This window comes from Lwoffella lincolnii (assembly GCF_037201985.1).
In the GTDB taxonomy this organism is placed as follows: Bacteria; Pseudomonadota; Gammaproteobacteria; order Pseudomonadales; family Moraxellaceae; genus Psychrobacter; species Psychrobacter lincolnii.
The window spans coordinates 1-21,199 of the sequence record NZ_CP147513.1 but is presented as its reverse complement, the minus strand read 5'-3'; the positions used below and the strand labels follow the sequence as shown (position 1 = coordinate 21,199).

Annotated in this window: 18 protein-coding genes; 1 reads left to right on the top strand and 17 read right to left on the bottom strand. The window is 41.3% G+C overall.

Features of this window, described 5'->3' with window-relative positions:
* Positions 1–80: 80 nt before the first annotated feature.
* The 10 genes from WDM69_RS09955 to WDM69_RS09910 all read right to left on the bottom strand — a co-directional run bounded on the left by WDM69_RS09955 (position 81) and on the right by WDM69_RS09910 (position 14,836).
* Entirely contained in the window at positions 81–3,677 is a 3,597-nt protein-coding gene (locus WDM69_RS09955; protein ID WP_338755961.1) for an LPD1 domain-containing protein, read from the bottom strand.
* A 33-nt stretch (positions 3,678–3,710) separates the two neighbouring features.
* A complete protein-coding gene (locus WDM69_RS09950) occupies positions 3,711–4,067 on the bottom strand; it encodes a hypothetical protein (RefSeq protein ID WP_338755960.1) in 357 nt (118 codons plus the stop codon).
* Positions 4,068–4,132: 65 nt separating this feature from the next.
* Positions 4,133–6,379, bottom strand: coding sequence for a DNA topoisomerase (locus WDM69_RS09945; RefSeq protein ID WP_338755986.1), 2,247 nt, complete (start codon positions 6,377–6,379; stop codon positions 4,133–4,135).
* A gap of 34 nt (positions 6,380–6,413) precedes the next feature.
* Complete coding sequence (locus tag WDM69_RS09940; protein WP_338755985.1) at positions 6,414–8,465, bottom strand: LPD7 domain-containing protein; 2,052 nt, start codon at positions 8,463–8,465, stop codon at positions 6,414–6,416.
* Positions 8,466–8,484: 19 nt separating this feature from the next.
* Positions 8,485–10,578, bottom strand: coding sequence for a type IV secretory system conjugative DNA transfer family protein (locus tag WDM69_RS09935; RefSeq protein ID WP_338755984.1), 2,094 nt, complete (start codon positions 10,576–10,578; stop codon positions 8,485–8,487).
* Positions 10,575–11,696: an ATPase, T2SS/T4P/T4SS family gene (locus WDM69_RS09930; RefSeq protein ID WP_338755983.1), complete on the bottom strand. Its 1,122-nt coding sequence runs from the start codon at positions 11,694–11,696 to the stop codon at positions 10,575–10,577. Before WDM69_RS09930 ends, WDM69_RS09935 begins: the two co-directional genes overlap by 4 nt.
* A complete protein-coding gene (gene virB10, locus WDM69_RS09925) occupies positions 11,686–13,008 on the bottom strand; it encodes a type IV secretion system protein VirB10 (RefSeq protein ID WP_338755982.1) in 1,323 nt (440 codons plus the stop codon). Before virB10 ends, WDM69_RS09930 begins: the two co-directional genes overlap by 11 nt.
* A 12-nt stretch (positions 13,009–13,020) precedes the next feature.
* A complete protein-coding gene (locus WDM69_RS09920; RefSeq protein ID WP_338755981.1) occupies positions 13,021–13,848 on the bottom strand; it encodes a TrbG/VirB9 family P-type conjugative transfer protein in 828 nt (275 codons plus the stop codon).
* 2 nt (positions 13,849–13,850) lie between these two features.
* A complete protein-coding gene (locus tag WDM69_RS09915) occupies positions 13,851–14,606 on the bottom strand; it encodes a type IV secretion system protein (protein WP_338755980.1) in 756 nt (251 codons plus the stop codon).
* A 2-nt stretch (positions 14,607–14,608) separates the two neighbouring features.
* Positions 14,609–14,836, bottom strand: coding sequence for a hypothetical protein (locus WDM69_RS09910; protein WP_338755979.1), 228 nt, complete (start codon positions 14,834–14,836; stop codon positions 14,609–14,611).
* A 58-nt stretch (positions 14,837–14,894) separates the two neighbouring features.
* Here WDM69_RS09910 and WDM69_RS09905 point away from each other — a divergent pair, with 58 nt between their 5' ends.
* Positions 14,895–15,119 (top strand): EexN family lipoprotein, encoded by a 225-nt coding sequence (locus WDM69_RS09905; protein ID WP_338755978.1) that lies wholly within the window; start codon positions 14,895–14,897, stop codon positions 15,117–15,119.
* Here the strand turns inward: WDM69_RS09905 and WDM69_RS09900 are convergent, their stop codons facing one another.
* The 7 genes from WDM69_RS09900 to WDM69_RS09870 are packed head-to-tail and all read right to left on the bottom strand — an operon-like array spanning position 15,120 to position 20,983.
* Positions 15,120–16,067, bottom strand: coding sequence for a type IV secretion system protein (locus WDM69_RS09900; RefSeq protein ID WP_338755977.1), 948 nt, complete (start codon positions 16,065–16,067; stop codon positions 15,120–15,122).
* 15 nt (positions 16,068–16,082) lie between these two features.
* Complete coding sequence (locus tag WDM69_RS09895) at positions 16,083–16,745, bottom strand: type IV secretion system protein (RefSeq protein ID WP_338755976.1); 663 nt, start codon at positions 16,743–16,745, stop codon at positions 16,083–16,085.
* Positions 16,746–16,770: 25 nt separating this feature from the next.
* On the bottom strand, positions 16,771–19,224 hold the full coding sequence (locus WDM69_RS09890; protein ID WP_338755975.1) for a hypothetical protein: 2,454 nt from the start codon (positions 19,222–19,224) through the stop codon (positions 16,771–16,773).
* Positions 19,172–19,543: a VirB3 family type IV secretion system protein gene (locus WDM69_RS09885; protein WP_338755974.1), complete on the bottom strand. Its 372-nt coding sequence runs from the start codon at positions 19,541–19,543 to the stop codon at positions 19,172–19,174. The genes WDM69_RS09890 and WDM69_RS09885 overlap by 53 nt, the downstream gene beginning before the upstream one ends.
* Entirely contained in the window at positions 19,543–19,884 is a 342-nt protein-coding gene (locus WDM69_RS09880; protein ID WP_338755973.1) for a TrbC/VirB2 family protein, read from the bottom strand. Before WDM69_RS09880 ends, WDM69_RS09885 begins: the two co-directional genes overlap by 1 nt.
* A 24-nt stretch (positions 19,885–19,908) precedes the next feature.
* Entirely contained in the window at positions 19,909–20,613 is a 705-nt protein-coding gene (locus WDM69_RS09875) for a lytic transglycosylase domain-containing protein (protein ID WP_338755972.1), read from the bottom strand.
* A 16-nt stretch (positions 20,614–20,629) separates the two neighbouring features.
* Positions 20,630–20,983 (bottom strand): hypothetical protein, encoded by a 354-nt coding sequence (locus tag WDM69_RS09870; protein ID WP_338755971.1) that lies wholly within the window; start codon positions 20,981–20,983, stop codon positions 20,630–20,632.
* Between the last annotated feature and the right edge of the window lie 216 nt (positions 20,984–21,199).

Below are 21,199 nucleotides of genomic sequence, written 5' to 3'. Positions count from 1 at the left end.
ATGCAATTATTGCAAATAATTAATTGCTATGGATAATCACAACAACCTGTTTAAGGCATTAAGCAATCGCAACCCACAACTTATCGCCCACTACCGTTTATTTGATTGCTGACTGGCTGAACGGTTGGCGGTGTGTGTTGCGGTTGCTCTGTGGTAATGTTTTGGGGTGCTTGCTGTTTATCCAAATAGCCCTTTGGGGGCGTTAAAATCTCTCCATTGGCATAATCGGGTAATTTGTTTGTTAAACGCTCTAAAATCAGCTCTTGATGACTGGGCTTGTTGGCATAACGACTGGCAATTTCTACTCGCCAAATTTGTATCATTTTCATGTTATCATCGCCCATGGTTGGGAAGTTTTGACGTATAACATCAGGGTCTAGGGGGCTGGTTGGTACGGCTTGATTTGGCTGTCGCTCTTGGTCTTGTGGCTTGATGGCTTGTTGGGGATTAATAACAGACAATTGCTCTTTTAATTGACGTTTGAACTCATCAATGCCTTTATCAACAAATACATCATTCCAATCTTTGCCTGTATCGCCTTGACTGAACTGTGGTAGCAAAACATAAGAGTTTGGTACAGTTCTTTCTACGGCTTTTGCATCAATTAGCCCTACATTGACTTCTTTGTTGTGGTCGTTGTCCGCCCCAATATAGATTTTACTGTCAGGGTATCTCTCTCGTAAGCTCTTTGCGGTATCTAACAAGCCATTTTTACCAAATGATATGACAACTGCTTTTTTACCTGCGTTTTCATGCAAGGTTGCCCCTGTTGCATAGCCTTCTGCAAGGATAATGGGTTCGCCATTTTTAAGCTCGCCCAGTGTTGTTGATAATCCTGATTTTTGAGCATCTTTTAGGGCGTATTTCCTACTGTTATAAGCGATTGTTTCAAATGCTCTTATCTCGCCTTGCTCGTTCATTTGGGGGATAACTAAGTTACCACGTTGTAGTACCAGCTTATTTTCAGGGTTATTGTGCTGTAACCAGTAAAACTGCTTAGGCGTGTTACCAATGGCGATATGGGCTTGTAAATGCTCTGGAATGTTGTCGCTACTTGGTATAATGTGAGCAATGTTATTGGCACTTACTTGTTTGTCATTTAGATATTTTTGGCTATCAGGGGCAATGGGTGCAAAACTCATCAGCATTTTTGCACGCTGTGCCATTAGGTTTTCAAGGGCGATTTTTTCAGGGTTTTTTTCTACCGCTTTTTCTACCGCTTGCTGGGTTGTTGGTGTTATTTGCGGTGTGGTGGCTGTTTTTTGGGTGTATGAGCTTTGAATGGGGGCGTGTCCGCCGTTGGCTCTTTCAACTGCTTCAATGGCTCTTAAAGCCAATAAATGCTCTGTTGGATAAGTCCATTCACTAACCCCATTTCTGCTAAAATTGGTAATGCGTGCATAAGGCACACCGCCATGATTGGGGTAGGCATGATACATGACGTTTTTGTCAGTTGAACCGTCATTGGCCAGACGATGCGGTTTACCGTCAATAATTGGGTGTCCTGCTTCTACGTTAATGCCCAGACTACGCAAATGGTCGCCCAGTGCTTCTTCGGCGGTGGGTACAGTGGGGCGTGTTGCCCATTGACGAACAGCGTCCATATTGGCTTTGTCGGCATACCAAAGTTTGTTAGGTAGGTCAAATTTTACAATGCCTTGTTTTTTAAGCTCTTGAATGGCCAGATTGTCGGACGGTTGGGTGTATAAATAAATGCGGTCTGCTGGTTGTATGGCTTGCCCCTGCGGTCTTTGGGGCGAATTTTGTGGTGTTTGACGGTCTTGAACAAGCCATCTTTCAAACTTATTTAAATCAAGACCTTGTGGCACATACCAAGACTTATTGGTGTTGTCCCATTTTGCCCCTAGTGCTTTGGCTTGGTCTTTTTCAGCGTAAGGCGTATTTAGCTTGGTATTGTGTTGGGAGATATTGGGGGTAGAAACTTTTGATTGGGGTATTTGTGTCGTTGGGGCAGAGATTGGCTGTGTAATTTGTGGTGTTTCATTTTCAGTAGCTGTACTCTCTTGGATTGGAGTTCTCTTTTCCTTTGTCTCATCAGCTTCGGTAATCGCCAACGTGTCGGCATGGATAATCTGTTCAGGTTCATAATGAACAGGGGCAAACTCCTTGTCCACTTCTTTTAGTGTGTCAAAAACTTCGGTATAAGCCTTGGTAAATTGTTCCAATTCATCTGCTTTGGGATAGGGATAAGCGTCCAAATTCTTTTGCCAGTCTTTTTCAGCTTTGATATTAACCAAAAAATCATTTTTAATGCCATTTTTGGATAGGGCATGTTGGATATAACTTTCAAAAGCTCTGGCGGTCATTTCCACATTGGTTGAGAAATAAGCATCGCTTCGGTATGCGTCTGCTGTTTGTGAACGGCTGTATAATTCTGATTTGTGAATGCCTTTAATCAGTTCACGAACTGGGGTGATAAGCTCTTGGTGTCGTGCGGTGCTGTTGGTGTTCAAATGGCGTGTCAATAGGTCATCGCCATTTTTCATGTAATGGTCTAGTGCGTGCCACCATTCATGAGCTAGACTTCCAGCCCCACGAGTTTTTGTTAGGTTGATTACTTGCTCTTGGGCTTCATAGTGAGCAGACGCACTACCGCTACCCCTAGCCCCAAAAGCAATGCCCAGTGTGCCATTTAATCCGATGGCTTTGGGTTCAATATTTAAGGTTTTGGCTAAATCCATCAAGCCATCATAGGCAGAATTGAGCATTTGCTGGCGTTCATCGCCTGTAACCCAGTTACCAAATTGTCCACCACGCACCCCAAAAGTTGCCATAAATTCATCAGGCGTTATGTCATGGTCTCGGTAAGATTGCCCTGTACGCTCTTTGTTGGTCTGGTTTCGCATATCGGCTTTTGTGATGGAATTTTGCTCCCTATGAGCCGTCCAGCGTCTACCAAGTTCTGCGATATTTTCAGGGTCGTTTAGGTACTCACGAGCCTTTTTCAGCGTTTCAAATTCAATAAGTGGCGTTTTTTGGCGGTCGGTTTTGGCACTGATAAAGGCGGTGTTGTCTTTTCGCCGTGTATAAATGTCAAAGCTGTTGGCATTCATGCCTTTTTTGCCAGTCTCTTGGGCTTGTTCTTTGATGATGGTTTTTATGTCATCTACAAATTCATCAATTACCGCTTGGGGGTTGTAATTGTTTAAGGTAACCGCTTGTTTTGGCGAAAATTCATGACTTTTACCGCCAATTTTAACCGCAAATGTGATGTTATCACTTTGGTGTTTTTGCCAAAATTCAACACTTTGTATCTTTTTGTAGTCGTCATAATCCAGTCTTGCCAATAATTGGGCTTGACTGCCAACTTTTGTCCCTTGTAAGTTTTGTAAGGATTTTTGTGTGTGTTTGGGGTCATTTGCTTCAATTAATCTAACCACAAAATCCTGTTGATGTTGCAAATTTTGTAACCAGCGATTAAGTTTTATCGCATTTCTTGGTTTGTTGGGTAAGTTGTCTTTTATGGCAAAAGAAATTGCCCTAAGCGTTCGGTCTTCAATGGCTTTGATGTCTTTATCTTTCCAAAGTTTTGATAATGGCAAGGATTTGGCTTCTTCGCTGGTTGGGTCAATCGCCTTAAAATAGGTCTCTTTTTTTGCCCCCTTGATGTGTTCGCCAAAATCTTCTGGTTTTTGGTTTTGGTCTGTGTTACTCATCAGATGTTCCTTAATTTTTCTTTTTATTCAAAATTAATCGCTTGTGATTTTTTCAAAATCATCAGGGTGAGATAATAAGGTTTCCAGTGCATTTATTTGATTGTCTAATGCTTTTTGGTCTTCATTGTAGGCAATCCTACCCTTTAACTGCCAAATCTCTTTGGTATCTGCATCTTGTTGCTCATAATCAGGATAATTAGCTGGGTTGTGTTCGCTACTCTCCCAAGTGTGTGTTTTGTCTTGAAATTTTAGCTTGTCTAATTTGGCAGTGGTTGCAATCCATTCATCATAATCAGCAATGTAGGTCATGCCTTGTTCTTGACGGGCTTTAACATAGCTTTGATGGTATTCTTCGGTTAAAGAGTTAAATAAGTAATCTTCTATATTCATGATGGTTTTCCTATTAAGTTATAAAGACAAAAGAAAAATTAAGGGGAAAAATTATCACATCAAAATCAGTCATATTGTGGTTTGCCACCCACTTCATCATAGTTTTGTTTACATTTTGGGAAGCCTGAACAGCCAAAAAAGCTGTAAGGTTTACCAGCTTTGTTTTTACCTTGTCGTAATATCAGCTTTTTACCGCATTTTTTGCAGTCAAATTCTGATAGGTTTTGGGCAGGTTTTGCTTCTTTTTCGGTTGGTACACCGTCTTTATCGTCCATGGTGTGTTTGCAAGGGTTTTGTTTGTCATAAAAGCCAGTGCAACCCCAATAATATTCGCCTTTTTTAAACTTGCTTTCGGCTCGTTTAAGCGGTCGCCCACATTTCGGACATGGCGGATTGCCTGACAAGTCTTCTTTTGGTTTTGGTGCTGGCGGTACATAACCAACTTTTAATCTTTCAATTAAAGGCGTGATAAATGACTGTTGCAAACCATTGATAAAAGCATGAACATCATCTTGGTTCTTAATTTCTTTTTGTTGTTCATGCCACACCGCCGTCATATCAGGAAAACGTACAATATCGTCTAGCTTATCGTACAAATCTTGGGCTTTTTTGGTACTAATAACAGATTTACCTTTATACTCTAAATAACCATTATCAAATAGCTTATCCATAATGGTTGCTCGGGTCGCTGGTGTGCCAATACCGCCGTGTTCGCCTTGTTTGCCTTTATCTTTGTCTTTTAAGGTCTTGGCAAGGTTGCTGTCTTTGACATACTTGGCGACTTGTGTTAGGTCTTTTAACAGCGTCTCTTCGGTGTATAGGGGCTTAGGCTTGGTTTCGCACTCGGTAGCGTTAATTTGCCCTAATTGTCCACTCATACCGCTTACAAGACTTCTAAGGTCAGCTAATTGGGTGTCTTCGTCAGTCGCCACTTCTTCGTTGGTAGGGTCTTTGCGATACAAAGTTTTCCAACCAAGTGATTTGTCAAAGCGTGCAGTAGCAGAGAACTGATAGGGTGTGCCGTCCACCACCACATCAAGCATTATTTTGGTTTCGTCATACTCATAAGGCGGATAAAATTGGGCGATATAAGAGCGTGCAATGAGCTTATAAATGTTTTTCTCGTCTGTGCTTAGGCTGCCCCAATTAACCGTTGTTTGTGTTGGGATAATGGCGTGGTGTGCTGATACCTTTGATGAATTAAAGGCTCGCCCTTTTTGATTGGGATTAGCAGTATTGCAAAAGACACCTGAATTAGGCAAAGTGCCAGTAATGCCAGCAAGCACCGTCCCCACATCAGCAAACTGTTCATCACTCAAATACTGGCAATCAGAGCGGTTGTAAGTGATTAGGTGGTGTTTCTCACGCAAAGACTGGGTAATTTGGTCTGTCTGTTTGGCGGATATGCCATACAAACGGCTTGCGTCGGCTTGTAGCTTAATGAGATTGTACGGCAAAGGGGCTGGCTCTGCTTTGGCGGTTGTGTTCGCAATCAAAATTTTTGCAAATTGATTGCTCAAACTATTGGCAAGATTTTGAGCAAAATTCTTGTCAATTAGTCGCCCCTTTTCATCTATGGGGTCGCTGTCCTTTGGCTGATACTTGGCTGTAAATGCAATCCCATTAACAATAAAATTACCTTGAACGACATAATAAAAACTCTTTTTATGGCTGGCGTTCTCTCTGTCTCTACGCACAACTAAACCTAGTATTGGCGTTTGCACTCGCCCAATATGCAACGTTTCACGGTTGCCTGTTTTGGCTTGCTCGGTCAGGCTGTACACTCTTGACATATTTATACCAAATAACTGGTCTGCAATGGCTCTGCTCTCGGCTTTCCAACCCAAATGCTCAAATTCGCTATTAGGACGTAAATTAGCAAGGGCTTTTTGGACAACGGCAGGGGTGTTATCGTTGATAAGTACACGCATGACTGGCTTTCTGTTTCCAACAAAGCGTAACAACGCATCAATAAGCAGCTGTCCTTCTTCGTCAGGGTCGCCAGCATTAACAATCGTTGTGGCTTTACCCACCAGCTCTTTAATGATTTTTACCTGTTTAGCCTTGTCTTTGCTTACTTTTCTTTGAGCTGGCAGAAACGGCGGTATTGGCAGGGTCTGCATAGACCATCTTTCATAAATAGCGTCTATCTCATTGGGTTCTTTCAAAGCCAACATATGACCGAAGCACCAAGTTACAGTATCGCCCTTAACAGGGTGTTGGTAGTAACCGTCAAGCTGTTTAAAAACACCCCCAAGCCCTGTGCAAATAGCTTTTGCAAGTTCAGGTTTTTCAGCTATAAATAAACGCATTTTTATCCCCATTGGCTAAAAGACAAAAGAAAAATTAAATCTGACGGCTTTTATCGTGGTTGTCTGTGGTGCGAACTTGTATGTCAGGTTTGATTTCATTAACTGGCAGGGCAGGAAAATCCATTTCTTTGCCTTTTGCCATTTGTTTAATACTCTCTTCTAGCTGAACCAGTGAAGCCTGTAATGCCTTTGGTTTACCGTCTTTATAATCATCAAAGAGTTTGTTTTTATAAGCGGTAATATGCACCAAATCACTGTCTTTTAGGTTGGAGTAAGTCTGTTGTAGGGCATCAGGCTCTAAACGCTCTTTTAACGATTTGACAGCGTCATAGCCTTTGGTAAAAACTTCGCCCTTTAAATTAACAACTTGATTGCTGTTGGGGGGCGATACGCTGATGGATTTTTCATTTTCTTTAATCTCAAAACCACGCTCTTTTAATACCGCCACCAGCTCATCACGGCTTTTGATTGAACCGTCTTTATAACCATTTTGAAAAATTTGGCGAATGTCTTTTTTAATGTCAAGAGCTGTCAGTTTGTCGGTTTGCTCTGATGTGTCTTTGTTGTTATTTTGTAAATCTTGCGATTTTTCTTGACTGTTTTTATTGTATTCTTGGGCGTTTTTTACTATAATGTCAATCAAAGCCCCATTGAGCCGATGTGGGATAGAAGTGTACCTTACATTATCTGTCTCCGTCATTTCTGGAATGGGGCTTTTTTCTTGTTCAACTTCCACCGCTTCAATGGAATAAACTCTATTACCCTGCTCTCTTGTCATTTCTTTCACGGTTAGTTTAGCCAAATACACTTGGTCATCTACTTTCATAGGTGCAATCGTTCTATGAACAGCTTCTATGTCAGGGCTATCATTCTTATAACCACTTTGCCAAGCAAAAACAGAATTTTCAAATAATTTATCTGCATTAGCGACAGCAATCGCATGAATTTCTTCATTAACTGATTTATTACTGGCTTTTCCACTGAGCATTTTATCTAAATTTTTATTTGATATAACAGCCTGAATGCCACTATGGAAATTAGTAAGCTCTGTGCCTGTAAAGTTTTTGGCAAGTTCTTTGGCTTCACTATTATTCTTTGCCAACCTACTGATGTTAGCACCTTTAAAATCTTTACCAATTCTATCTAAATAGGCTTGGTTATCCTTGGGGTCTTGTAGTTTGTTATAAATGGTTTCTTGACCTGTTTGGGTCGGTGGTGTCTGTTGCGGTTGGTTTTCCCCCACTTTGGCTTGCTGATTTGTTTCAAGCGGTTTTTGAGCGGTCATTTCTACTTGGTTGGTAGTGCGTGCTTGTTGCTTGACTTGCAGTTCCGCCAAATCTTTTTCTGTTGGTGTGTAGCCCTTAACTTCAATGCCACGCAATGACGCTTCTAGCCACGCCTTTTGCTTGAACTCTTCTGTGCCTTTTAGCTTAATGGCCGTCCAGTTTTTGGATTGTGCCATGTCCAGCATGGCATGAATGGTTTTTTCATCTTGGCGTGATGTGTGTAAGCTGCTGCTTCTATCTTCAAAAGCAATGTTTACTTGGTCTTTGTCGTTTTTATCGTAATAATTGGTTTTTTGGTCGGTTAAATAACGATTTTTGGTAATCGCCACATAGTTGTTTTTAATATTATCAGGCAACCAGTCAAACTCTGCCAAATCAGGTGTTTTTTGGGTTTGGCTTGGTATGATGGTTTCTTCTTTTTGTTTTGTATTATCAGCCATTGGGCTTTTTTGTTGCTCTCGTTCACTGTCGTGTTCTATGGCATTTGGCAGGTCTAATGCTGGCTCATATCTTTCAATTTCCCATAAATTTTTATGTACTGTTTTTGATTGAGCTGGGTTGTTTGGGTCAGGGATATTAACAGGTTGCTTTCCTAAGTCATTTAAAATAATGGTATCGCCTTTTTGTACGCCAGCATCTTTTATGGCTCTCTCCAAATCCACGCCCCATTTTTTGCTGATTGTATGATTATCGGTGCGTAATTGCACAAAGTAACTGGGCGTGTTTTGGGGGTTGTCTTGATAGGGTGCGGTACCAAAATCCAATAATTCGCCTTTTACATGTTTGTCTTGATTGCTCATCTTCAAACTCCGTCATCGGTTAAAATAAATTGGCAAATTCATCATGGACATCTTGCATAAAATCAGCGTCAAACTCGCTTTCATCATCTAAGTTAAAATCCACTTCATTGCAATTTTCATGAACGCCAATGTGATTACTGCGTTCTTTTGCTAATAAGTCTTTGACAGTTGTGTCATCAAGTGTGTCAATGTGTGCCATAAAATGCTCATCAATGCCAAAATTTTTACCCACTGCATCAAAATATTCAGGGTTGCTTGCTTCAATCTCTTTGGTTGTTTGCAACTTACTGTAATGGTCGGCTGGGTTTTTGACAATGCCACGCATGATTTTCAAGGTTTCCTTGATATTCAATATCGGCGGTTGGTGTTTGGCTGGAATATCAAGCCCTTGTGCTGGCTCTTCCACTCTTTTCATGCGTTTGCCAAAGACATCAGGGCTGGTGTAATAGAATGCTTTATCACAAAAAATGGGGGGCGTGCGTCTAAAAAAGATGATTTCTTTTTCAGCGTCCATCTCTTTTAGCTCTTGGGGAAGCATTAACGCCCTTGATTGGTCTGATGTTGAGATACTGCCACCGCCACCTTTACCACGATTGCGACTGACTGATTTGCCCTTAACAGTCTGTGTGCCTAATTTACGGCTTAGCTCTTCGGCTTGGTCTTGCTCGGTTGGGGTGTATTCCACTTGGCAAGCCATGTTTGCAAAAATATCTTTTGCTCCTTCTTTGCCATAAACGCCTTCAACCTGTGATTTTGATTGGAAAATCAGCATAAGACGCATATTGTAGCCAGCCATAAAAGCAACCGATTTTTGTACAATCTCAATCTTTCCAAGTGCGGTAAATTCGTCCAAAAGCACCAAACATTGATGCTTTAAGCCATCATCTTGTTCAGGCAGAACTTGTGTGTTAATCCCTAAAAGCTGGCTAAACATGATATTTAACAGCTTTGAAAATCTTGGCAAGGCGTTAGGCTGGATACCAACGTAAATTGTCATTTTCTTTTTGCGGACTTTATCAAGGCGAAAATCAGACGCTGATGTGGCAGCCGCAACCACTGGGTCGGTAAAGATAATTAGGGGTGCTTTCATTGTACTGTCAATGCCCCCACGAGTATTCTCTGCTGGGTTTCCAGCATAGCTCATCAATGCTTGGACGCATTCGGCGGACAATTCCCTACCTTCACTTTTGCGTTGCTCTATGGTCTGTACAATCCAGTCATTAAGCGGTACTGGACTTTCTGCAATTCGCATGAGTTCTGCCAGCGTACAGGGGCGTTCAGGCGTTTCAATCATATACAAGACCAGCCCAGTAAATAAACGCTGTGCTTGTGAATTGAAGTAATCTGACGTGTCATTACCGCTATTAGCTGGAAAGAATATATTGGCAATGTCGCCAATATCTTTCATTCGCTCAAACTCATCACGGCTAATATAGTCTAATGGGTTGTATCGATGTGAGCGGTAAATTTTCTCGCCATTGACAATCTGCGGTGTTGGGTTGGGCGAAAACAAGTAAACATCTTGGTATTTTGCCCTGAAACCTGCGGTTAAGTCCCAGTTTTCATTTTTCACATCAAGCACCATCACGCTGTCAGGATAGTGCAATAAATTGGGAATAACGATTGCCACACCCTTGCCTGAACGAGTTGGGGCGGCCACAAACATAAATTCATTGCCAAAAAACTCTAAAAACTTATTTTTGTGTTTACCAATTAAAATGCTGGGGTTAGACGGTTTTTTGGTTTGTAATTTGGCTCGCTCTTTGTCATTTGGCAAAAATCCAGCTCGTCTAATTTCTGCGTCATTGGCAAAGCGTGCCGAACCATGCAACTCACGCTTTGGTTTGCTAAATAAAGCGGTAAAAACAACCACATTTAGCACAAGCCACATCACAACCCCAGCCAATATTGAGCCTTTAATGGCTTTGGCAACCTTGTCAATATGTCCGTAAACATCTTGGTATTTCAAAATAGTGTCATAGCCAAAATGTTCTGTTGGGATTTTTTGCCACTCCATAAAAACATAATTGGCAAAAAACCACGCCACCGCCACAAAAATAATATTGGCAATGATGATGATAATTAAGTATTCGGCAGGCTTTCTATCGCTCATAATGCCTTACCTTGTTGCAATCTTGCCTTTCTGACTGGGTCATAGGCAACTTGTTTTACATGGGTTCTTTCCAAAAATATCATCACATCTATTGTCGTGTATGTATCACGCATAATTTGGTCAAAATCAATTTTTGAGCCAATTTCTGATTGTTTAATAAGTGTTCCAATGCGATAATAAGCACTTTTGCAATCATTGGCGTGTACTGTTGTGATAGAACCACCATGCCCATTATTTAACGCCCCCACATAATCAAAGGCTTCGTCCCCACGAAGTTCAGTCAGGAATATACGGTCAGGCTTCATACGCATACAAGACGCTAATAACTGTTTTGGCGTTACATCTTTATAAAACAAATGTACTCTATTAGGGTGCTTAGGCAGGTCTAATTCATGAGTATCTTCAATCGTGATGATGCGAGTATCCAAAGGCACTAAATCACAAATGGCTTTGGTAAAAGTAGTCTTACCTGAACCAGTTGCACCAATCAGACAAATATTCTGCTTATGCTCCAATGCTAAACGGATAAATTTATCAATATCCCTGTCAGCTTTGGCTTTTAGCATTTGCAATTCAAAAAGCTGTAATTTCACATCATCAGGAATGCCCAGATAACGGCTTAGATATTTGATTTCTTGTGCTTCGCTTTCTAATCGCTGGCGTTCAAAGTTTGGCAACTGTACGTTGTCTGTCTGGAAAGTTGACACATCAACCCAGTTATCCAATCGCCCACTTTTCTCATAATCATCAAATTCAAAACGAGTTAAATTCGGCTGGCGTATCGTGATTGACACCGTACCAACTTCGCAGGCTGTTGGAATGATGACCTGTCCACGTTGTCCGTCAGGCAATACGCCTGAACAAATGGGGTTCTCACCATTGATTTCTAGGTTGTTAAAGACAGCAAAAGTATTAGCAATATTTTTTAAATGATTGTAGGTAAGTTTTGGGGCATGGTGTTTTTGCCAGCCGTGTTGGTTTTCAGTCCAAATCTCAAAGGGGCGATTAACTGCAATCTCTGTGTTGCCTTTATCGTCAAAGTAAGGCTGCAAAGGGGCAAGTAACCCCCTAAGCACACTTGATTTATCATAACCAGTATTGACAGTGTCAGTAAGCACGTTCCACCCCATAGACGCTTGAAAAGTCCACATCACGATTAACCAAAATATTAATCAATGTGCCTTGATGAACAATGGCGGTTGGCGGTATATTTATGCTGTTTTCAAGGGCTTTTTCTGCAATGCTCTCGGCAGTGCTTGACGTGTTTTCAATCGTGGTCTGTCCTGTCTTGGATTTATCCTTTTCTAAGTGTGTTGTGCCAGCAGAGATGGCATCTTGGATAAGGCTTAGCATAATCGCACCGCCAAAGCGTTTGCCAAAGTGATTATTCACCCTTGCACCAACGCCCATTTCACCCAGTTGCCCTGTTGCTGGGCTGTCCACATTCACCGACACACCTTTTGGTGTTTCAATGCGTTGCCAAATCACATAGACCCTTGCTTGACCTTGGTTTAGCTGTACATTTTGCTCACCAAATACGCTTGAACCACGCTCAATCAGCAATGTTTGACCATTGGCACTATAAACGTCTTTGCTCACTTGACAGACAGTAAAGCCTTGATATGTGCTGTCAATTTTGGTTTTTAGAACGCACGGAATGCTTGTGCCTTTTGTCAGTAATAAACTGGTGTTTGAACGCCGTTTCGCCGTTTCTGCTGCATTTGCACGCTGGCTATCTTGACTTTGTTGCTCAGTACTGGCTCTTAAAGCCTTTGCACCATAGACATCAACCAACACATCAGCAGGTGGCTGTATTTGGGGTTGTGGCACATTTGGCTGTTGCATCATCTCATCATCAAATAAGGCAGGATTGGGTTCATAGGTTGGAGCTGGTACAGGGGCAGGGGCATAAGCTACCGTATCGTTATATTGACTGGTCGGCACAGGATTTGGTGGGGGTATATAAGGCTCTTCTACTGGCGTTACTACTGGCGGTGTCTGTGTTGCGTCCGCTTGCTCATCAGTCGTTGCGTCTACTGGGGGCGGTATGTCATACATTTTTGAGTTTTGGATTTGTGCTTGGTCGCTTTTAATGTCCACTGTGCCAGTTGCCATTGTCTTATGGTTCTGAGCGATGGCTTCGGCTTCTTGGGCTTTTCTTTTTTCTTTGTTTTCGCTGTATCGTGAACTTGCCATGACAATCCCAGCGATTGCAACCACAATCGCCCCAATAAAAATCGCCAATGTTTTTAGTTTTTTGTTGTTATCGGTGTCTCGCCCTTGGGCGTTGGCGGACGGTATGTCATCTATTTTTTTATCATCAGGCGTTGTGGCTTCATTGATTTTTTTATTGTCCTTTTTGGACAAAAATTCTGTATCTGGCTCATCATCTAAGATGATGGTATTTTTATCATCATTTGGATTTTCCATATCGTCCCCTTATTATTGCCCTTGCCCTTGAATGTCCACTCGTTGCCAAGCCTTATCACTTGTGCCATTGACATTAAATTTTGGTTTATGGTTGTATTGGTTGCCAATTTCGCCAACTTCATTACCAAGTCGCAAGCGATAAACCGACCCAATTTCTTGTAAAACCAATGTATCATTCTCAATATGCGTATTAACCAGCATTTCGCTGTTATCAGGCAATACACGATAAGCCACAGGCAAGTCGGAAGCGTGATTGTATCTTAGGTATGTAAATCGTCCATCGTCCCAAACATTAGTAGGCTTGGTGTTGTCCGCCCCACGATAGAGATAGTTTTTGTTAAAATCGGCGTCCATATAAACATCTCTACCGTCCGCCAAAGTGTGGCTTTTGACCACATATTCAGGCAAAACAGGGGCATCAGACACTTTGGCGATGACTGGATAATTAAAGCGTGCAATGTAGCTGACATTGCTTGGGTGTTGGCTACTTGTTAGCACAAAGGCATAAGTTCGCTTATTGGTAATCAAAATCAAATTGGTGTCAGGCATTGGGCTAATTGGCTTAAAAAAGATGTTGTTACCCTTAACAGCAATGTTCCAGCTGTCAGCAAGCCCCATTCCCAAACCACCGTCATCATGGATAAATTCGCCGTCTTCTAGCTGAATAAGGCTGGCATATCCTGCTTGGGCGTTAATCACATAAACATCATTGGGGCTATAATCAAACACTTGTACACGGCCATCTAACCCTGCCGACTGTGGCAAACTTTCAGCGATTGCAAGCGTTGGGTACAAGGCAGATATGCTAAAAAGACAAAAGAAAAATAATTTGATTGGCATAATCAGCTCCCAAATTCTTCATCAACACGGTAGCTGATGACCGTAAACCCAAAGGGATTAACAAGCCTGACATCATCAACAGCTGGGGTTTTAACATACTCATAGCCGATGGTGGCAATGTACTTTTTAACCTGTGGCTCTGGGCTTAATGTTTGCTCTTGGGCGTTATAATTACCGCCATTAGTTGGAACAATAGTCTTGGTAAAGCGGACTTGCACCAAACCGTTTTTATCAATGATGGAGACATTATTAACTTTTACTTCAACTCTTTTTGAGTTTTCATAAATTTTGTGCGGTGCGTCAGGCATGGCATATTTGTTATTGATACGCTGTTGCATGTCTTTGTTTGAGAACATCATAAGCTTATCTACTTGACTTTGCAGGGTGTACCAGTCATAGCTTTCTAGCAAATTGACATACATGGCAGAGAAATATTTGGCACTAATCTCTGCTTGGGCTTCATCTTCAATGCCGTTAAACATGGTTACAATATCGGTCGCCCCTGTGTTGTTGTCATAACGGATAACATAGGGCTGAACGGTCTTTAAGGGGGTTAAGCCAATGATGGCAATGGCATTGATGACCGCAATGACACACGCCCCAAAGGCGATTTTCCACGCCAAAACACGGCTTTTTTCAATCTCACCCATGCGTGATTTTTCAAAAGCACGGCTGGCATTGATAAAGTCATGGCTGGCTTCTTTGGCAGTTACCGCCTTTTGTTTTTTGGGTTTGTTAGACTTTTTGAAAATTCCCATTGTTAGTTTTCCTGCTGTGCTGGTGCTGGCTGCTCAGTTTTAACAGCACTTAAATCAATCTGTTCAACCTTGACATAGGTTTTGGCGTTGGGCGGTACAAAGTCGTTGGCATTGACCGCCACCCAATTTCTTTGGGAATAAGACACCAAGGGCGGATTTTTTGGTACAGTTTGACTTACGCAACCTGCCACACTCAACGCCGACAAAACAATCAAAAAACACTTAGACATAAAAGCCCCTTTGTGATAAAATTTGTGCATTTAAATTTTATGAAATTAGGTCGTTACCATGAAAAAAGTTTGTCTAATCGCCCTATCTTTGACCGCCTTAGCTGGCTGTGGTAAAAGCCAAGAAAGCTATACGGTTGATTATCTCTTGGCAAATGACGATGTTAGAGCCAAAGTATTGGCCGAATGTGCCGAAAATAAACAATCTGATGCTAATTGTAAAAACGCTAATGAAGCTGATGGTAAAAAGAAAGTTGATGAATGGCGTAAAGCCAGATATAAATAATTATTTTTCATGAATTGAACCACCTTTTTTGACACCACCTTTATTTCCCCCCAGTTGTCTCATCATTCTCACATTATTCATTAAATTACCAAAACCGTTTGCAGCAATACCCCCTGCCAAGCCACTTGCCAATTCAGGCAGTTTTAATAATATGACCACAAACAGCAAAGTTGCTAATACAATTTGCATTATTGCTGATGTTGCAATAACACCGTCAAGAGATGTTCCACTTTGTGCAAGACCTGTGGTCATTGCACTTAAAACATCATTAATATAAGCAATAAAAAATCCACCTGCGATATTTATAAATAACATCAAAAAAGAATAATTAACCACTTGATTTATCCAAGCCATGCCAAATTGCCGAGTAGCTGGAAATAAAAAACAAGTAATAAATATTGGCCCAACAACTGCCAAAATTGCTAAAAAAACCTTTGTTAAAATAATATATGCTGATGCAATAACCAAAAATATTGCTGATGCAATTAAAATAATTGCATTGTTTATCGTTGTATCTATAACAGCTCCAATTGTTTCAACAATGCCATCTGTCTCCCAAGCCTTTTGAGCATTAGCATTAACCAAATCTACAATTTGACTTGCTAATGCGTCCAAAGACGATGCGTTAGAGCCAGTATGACCACTAAATGCCTGACTTAAACCATCACCCAACCCAAGCACAATTGGTACAACAGTATTGCTATAATTACCAATATTAATACCAAAGCTAATGATTACACCCCAAACCATGACACGCTTGATTAAATCAATCATTGTGTTTTCAGGATTTGGATTTTGCCAATAAGACCAAAAAACCAGCATCACATAAATAATAAAAGCAGATAAAAAAATAGGCGATAGCATATTCATAATTTCGGCGGTTTTGCCCATAATTTCACTTTTTACTAAATTATCTATGCGTTCAAAAATACTTTGGAAAATATCCATCGCCTTTGCCTTATCTTATTTTTTAAAGCGTGCTTTACGCCATTCTTCCCCAGCTTGCTTATTTGCAAGTCTTCTTTGTTCTTCTGCCAACTTCATCATCACCTGCATTTTACCCAAATCAATTTGTATCATCGCTTGTTCGGCTTGTAAGGCATTCATCAAGTCTTGTTTTTGGGCGGTATTTTGGGTGCGGTTAATTTGATTAACCAAATTTTGCATAGAGCTTGAACGAGTGTCCAAATGCTTCATCATGACAATCATTTGGGCTTCTTGGGCCGCTTGGGCGACCTTAACACGCTCTATCCCTGTCATGTTTGAACGCTTTTGCTGTTCTGATTGCAACACTTGGTTGTAGACAGATTGCAACGCCCCAGCGTCTCCTTTTTGTACCGCTTGGATAATGTCGGTATAGCCCTTTGGTAGATATTTATTGAGCTGTTTTCTTAAATTTGGGTCATTGAGTAGGCTTGCATAATTGCCATTGTCAGTAACCGCCTTTAACTGTTGACGCATGTTTTGGATTTGTTGCACTTGATTTTGTACCTGTTGCACCGCTTGGGCAATGGCAGCTGGGTCAATCACAGGAATGGCACTGTGGGCAACATTTACCACCCCCATTGTTGTTAGTAAGACAAAAGAAAAAATGGCCTTTTTTGCATGAATAAACGTTACTTTCATTTTAAATTCCTTAAATTAAATTAACTTAGCTTGCTTTTGCCAAGTGTTGATAAACCAGCTCTTTTGTGTTTAACACCCCCATTTTCTTTTGTCTTCTAGCTTCATAGAAAATGGGCAACCAAACATCAGAGATGGGCTGTTTTTCAAAATTAGTTAATATCTCATCAAGCAATTCAACATTTTTGGTCGTGCCTGATAGCACACTGATTTCATCGTCAAAGCCATACAAATCAAGCACACCAAAACTGGACTGATGACCTTGCTTGATTAAAAATGTGCGACTGTCCAGTGCCAAACGTTGTAGCTGGATAAATTCTTTTTGGGTCAGACCGATGCGACTGTATCCACCCCCTTGCTCGTTTTTATATTCAGCATCAGGGTTGGGCAGTAAAATTTTTGTTGGTGTTTGCTGAACAATCGCTGGAAAAATGGGCGAATTAACCGCTTCTTCTGGACTTTGGGTAACAAGTATCATGAACTCGCCACGCTTACGCCCTGTTTTTAGTACATCTAACATCATCTCTTGGGGCGTCTTGTATTTAAGCGGTAACCAAAACTCTTCCACCACCGTACACAAAAGACCGTGGTTTTTAATCATCTGTGATTTTAGATACAACAAACACGCCAGTAACGGCTCAGTAGGCTGATAGTTCTCTTTTAAAATTGACCCCACATCAAAACCCACGATTTTAAAATCATCAGGGTTAAACTGATTGACTGGGTTATCAAGCACCCACGCAAACCGCCCTTGGTTTTCTTCGGTGTTGCACCATTTGAGCAGTCTTGCGTGTAGTTCGTTACCACCACGAGCAGGGATAGACTGCAACAATGCTGAAAAGCGTCTTAGTGGCACAGGCAAGCTCATCACCGTGTCAATGGCGTTTTTGATTTGGTTTTGCTCTTCGGAAGTGCAAGTGATTGAACCGTCATTGGCACAACCCACAACCAAGTCATTCAAGAAGTCTCGCAACTTTGGGCCATCTTCAAACTGAAAAGGGTTAATGCCAGTTGGCTTACCTTCTTCAATGGCGAAGTAATCGCCGTCTAAGGCACGGATAAAAATATCCATGCCCCTATCTTTGTCAAGCACAAACATGGCAGGGTTAAAACGCTGAGTAAATGCCAAGAGCGTTGTCTGCAAGGTGGTTTTACCTGTACCTGTCGCCCCCAAAATCAGCGTATGCCCTGCAATTTGGTCGCCTATGGTATCTTCTAGGGGATTGGTGAAATGAAAATTAAAGTCATACAGGGTCTTTGAGCGAGTTTGCAATGGCATAATCGCCGTGCCGTCCCCAATGGGGTTACCTTTTGCCTTACCACGGCTGTAATTGTGCATGCTAAACGCACCTGCCAAATTACGACTGGACTTCATCATTCGTCTGGGAATGTACCAGTAATTGGGCAGTTGGCTAAAATAACTGGCTGGGGCGGACGCTGTGGATTTTCTAAAAATTGCCCCTGCGTTGTTAGAAAAACTTGCCATGGCACTTATGGCGTTTGTCATGGCCTCTTTTTGTGTTTCACCAAAGATTGCCAATACCGCATGATAACCACCCAATGCCATCTCACCTGACTGAATGTAACCTTGTGCCAGCTCTAACTCGTCTTGTTGGTGCTGTGCTTTATCTTTGACAGAACGAAGTTCATTTAAGCGTCTGTCAATAAGTTCAAGCGATTTGACAGGGCTTAACGCCACAAAAGACTGAACAAAATTGTATTCAAATGGCAAAGCAAGGCTTGCTCCATTGAACATTCCTAATTTGGTTGTAAAGGGGAAATCCTTTAAATCACACAGTGCCACAAAGCGATTTTTTAACACGCCTTTGATTTGCAAAATTTCAAAGCCAAAATGCAAATTGGACGCTGGCAACACATCATAAGCTGGCGAACCAGTTATGGGACAACCGCCCACAGACTGCTCAGAATTGATGATTTCATAAAAAAACTCCCAAATTTGTGAACATAAAATGCCGTTTTGATTGGTATAAACCGACAGCATTCTTGGTTCGTATTTGCTCAATGTTTTGGCAAATCTATCACAAACCGCTTCAAGCTCATTGATGGCTTCATCTAAGTCTGTGCCATATTTGAGCGTAAACACAATGTAATAGCGATTGGCATAATAATCAGTGTCTTTAAAACGCTGTAAGTATTTATCAGAAAAATCTTGGCAAAATTGATTGTCAAAGCGATACTCTTTTTCGGTGTCAATTTTGCGTCTTAATTGATAGCAGTGAAATGACAATCGCCCTGCTTTTTCTTTTGCCGTTTCAGCATAAGCAAGGTTTAGGGCTTCAAAGTCATTTTCTAAGACATTGTTAGAGATGGCTTCAAAGACAATGCCATCAAACTCCATGACAGAAGAAATGTAATTCTCTTCAAAGCTAATAGCCGTGTCAGAAACGTGCAAGCGAAGCTTGGGTATCTCATTTGGTACGGCTGTCAAACGCTCTAAAATTTTGTAAAATAACTTCTTCATGTCTTAGATACCGCTCTGGGGTCATTGTTAAAGTGTTGCCAAATTCTCTAAACGCCACTCTTTTTAATTTAAAAATCATCTCTAAATACAAGACATACAACGCTCTATCGTCTGTTTGAGAGATTTGCCTTAAAAACAAAAAAACAGGAAAAACAACAAAGCCAAACATAAAACCAGCAACGCCAAAAGTGTTGCCACCAACTAGGAATATGAGCAGTGCCACCATTAACAGCATGACTGCTGGTAATAATGGCACGCCCATAAACATCGCTGTTCTGTCAAGGGCGTTATAGCTTGGGTATTCTTTAAAATTATCCATCACTGAAATGCCGTCCAAGCCCAACTGGCAATGGCTGGACTTGCCCCAGCAATCGCCACATAACACGCAGAAATGGCAAAATCACCCCAGTCGCCACGAGAACGCCAAGTTTCTAGGGCTTTCCATAGAATATATATCACCGCTGCAACCCCAGCCACACCAATACCCCAATCTTTAATTTTTGTTATGGTGTCCTCAGCTTTATTCAAACCACCAGCCAAATCTGCAAAAGCAGAATTGCTGGTTAAAAGCATGACGCTCAAACCCAAAATCAGGCTAGAAACCTTATTTTTAAAGGCATTTTGATTGGCCAAATCGGCTTTCAAAGTTTTAATGTTCATCACATTTTCCTTTTGTCTTAAAAATTAAAAATCCCCAAAAATGTCCCAACTGTTGTGTACTTTCACAGGCACATTTTCAGCTTGGATATTTTCAGGGATTTGTGGTTGATTATTTAAATGGCTATCAGAACGCACAGAAACGCTCATATTGGAATTTTGTGCCTTAGGTGGTATGTTTATACCTAAATTGCTTTTCTGTGGCTCTACGGCGTTTCTAGGGGCATTTTTGACGGTATGGGTTGTTTGTGTTAAATACTGGTCAGAATTTGTCGCCTTAGCAATCAAATCATTAAGATTATTCGTGGCTTTGGTAACATAACCGTTGTTAAAGCCTTTGGTAAAGTTACCTGTGTTGTAACAGCTAAATGCTCTTTGCACTCTATCGCCAAGACCAGTATTGCCAGCTTTGTCATAACAAGTCAGGTAAACCCTTTGCAATGCTTGCAGATTGGCACATGGGGTAAAGGCTTGTTCAACAGACAAATTTAACCAATTCAAATTGCTTGAATTGATTTGCCCAAGTCCTAAATCAATATTTACACCTTGACTAAGTAAGCGTTTGGCAGTCAAAACCGCTTCACCAAAACTTCTTGGCTGTCTTGTCAAACGATTGCCACGATTAACACCAATAGCAAAAGGATTGTAATTACTTTCTGTTTTTACAATCGCTTGTACAAGCACTGGGTGCATGTTTGGGCTACACTCTGCCATCATTGCCATATCAAGCATAACAAAACCCCCTAGCCTAGCGTTTTCTTAGGTTTGCAACTTGGCGAGTAGTGCCGTCAGCATCTTGAACATAAACATACACACGCTTTTTGGTGTTTTGTGTCCAAACACGAGATGAACCATGACCACCAAATGAACCATCAGCATTAGCCACACTGGGGCAATGGGGAAAGCCACGACCACGAATTAAATCTTGTTTAACTTGTAAAATCGTTTTTTGGCAAGCAGGTTCATGCAGACCACCAGCAAAGCATAAAAAGGCTTCACAGCCGTAACTGTCTTTGGCTGATAGCTGGGGAACTTGGAGAGCTTCTGAAACTTGATTTTGAGTAGAATTTGCAGGATTTGCAAAACTTGCGGTAGGTAGCAACAGTGATGATGTTGCTAGAAAAGACAAAAAGAAAAATTTAGGGTGTAATTTGGCTAGTTGCGTTGCGTTGCGTTGCGTTGCGTTGCGTTGCGTTGCGTTGCGTTGCGTTGCGTTGCTGTGTATTTTGCACTGGCTTTTAGCATTGTGTCAAACATCATGCAATCCTTTTTTTATACGAATTTTGTAACTAAGGTAATTCTAACCCAAATGAATTTT